General features: G+C 73.2%; 2 protein-coding genes and 1 pseudogene. 2 read left to right on the top strand and 1 reads right to left on the bottom strand.

The window, feature by feature from the left end; all coding sequences use genetic code 11:
• A pseudogene (locus tag H5J33_RS35105) lies at positions 1–297 on the top strand (LD-carboxypeptidase); the annotation flags it as partial.
• Between the two features lie 17 nt (positions 298–314).
• Positions 315–860: a GNAT family N-acetyltransferase gene (locus H5J33_RS35100; protein WP_181798695.1), complete on the top strand. Its 546-nt coding sequence runs from the start codon at positions 315–317 to the stop codon at positions 858–860.
• A gap of 6 nt (positions 861–866) precedes the next feature.
• On the opposite strand, the gene H5J33_RS35095 is transcribed toward H5J33_RS35100, so the two are convergent.
• The gene (locus H5J33_RS35095) at positions 867–1,214 is read right to left on the bottom strand and encodes a VOC family protein (protein ID WP_181798694.1); all 348 of its coding nucleotides are present in this window, start codon (positions 1,212–1,214) and stop codon (positions 867–869) included.
• Positions 1,215–1,454: the final 240 nt, after the last annotated feature.

Genomic DNA, 1,454 nt, shown 5'->3' with positions numbered 1-1,454 from the left:
TGCCTGGAGGACGTCGGCGAGCCGGCCTACCGGCTGGACCGCTGCCTCACCCAGCTCCTGCGCGCCGGCTGGCTGGACGGGGCGCGCGGGGTGCTGCTCGGCTCCTGGGAGGACTGCGCCGGCCGGGAGGAGCTGCGGGCCCTGTTCGCCGACCGGCTCGGCGGTCTCGGGATCCCGGTCGCCGAGGACGTCGGATTCGGCCACTGCGAGGGCGCGTTGACGGTTCCGCTCGGGGTGGGTGCCACCCTGGACACGGAGGCGGGCACCCTCACCCTGGACGAGCCGGCCCTGCGCTGACGCCGTAGGCTGGGCCGATGGCGCATCCCCCGTCCCGGTACCTCGCCGAGGGCCCCCGCGTGGGCATCCGGCCCTTCACCCTGGAAGACGGCCCCGAGTTCACCGCCCGGGCCCGGGAGAGCAAGGACCTGCACCGCCCCTGGCTGTTCCCGCCGGACACCGACGAGGCGTACGCCGACTACGCCGGCCGGCTGATCGACGACCCGGCCCGGGCCGGCTTCCTGGTGTGCGAGCGGGACGGCGGGGACATCGCCGGCTTCATCAACATCAACAACATCGTGCGGGGCGGCTTCCAGTGCGGTGCCCTCGGCTACGGCGCCTTCGCGCACGCGGCCGGGCGGGGCCTGATGCGCGAGGGCCTGGAGCTGGTGATCGGGTACGCGTTCGGGCCGCTGGGCCTGCACCGGCTGGAGATCAACGTCCAGCCGGGCAACGCCGCCTCCATCGCCCTGGCCCGGGGCGCCGGGTTCCGCCTGGAAGGCTTCTCGCCCGACATGATCCACGTCGACGGCGCCTGGCGCGACCACGAACGCTGGGCCCTGACCACCGAGATGCGGAGCTGAACCGGCTCAGCCGCGCTGGTCCACGTACTCGAAGACCGACCCGTCCGGGTGCACCGCCAGCAGATTGCGGCCCGCCGGCGTCGGCACCGGTCCCGCGACGACCCTCGCGCCCAGCCCGGTCAGCAGCCGGTGGGCCTCCTCGACGTCCTTCACCGCGATCGTCGCCGCCACCTTGCGCAGGATCTCCAGCTCCTCCTCGGGGCCGCTCATCAGCAGGAACGAACCGACCGCGGCGACCTCGACACCACCGCGCGTGAAGCGCAGCGCCCTGCCGCCGGTCAGCCGCTCGTAGAAGGGGATCGCGGTCTCGAGGTCGTCGACGCAGATGCGCAGCGAAGCGCCCAGAATCTCCATGCGGACGAGCCTAGTTGGGGCCGCCCGGGGCGTGCACGGCCCTGGCGTTACCCACTGTGGCGGACGGGTACCCGCAAGGCATGAACAACCGTTCGGAACACCTGGAACATCATCTGGACCGGCACCTGGTCGAGGAACTGGCCCAGGTGGCCCGCGAGACGGTCCGCGACGAACTGCGCGAGCAGACCCGCAGGCAGCGCCGCACCGCCGTGCTCTACGCCGCCTCGGGCGCCGTCGCCC

Source organism: Streptomyces sp. WELS2 (genome assembly GCF_013870595.1).
Taxonomy (GTDB): domain Bacteria; phylum Actinomycetota; class Actinomycetes; order Streptomycetales; family Streptomycetaceae; genus Streptomyces.
This window is presented reverse-complemented; position numbering and strand designations above follow the sequence as displayed.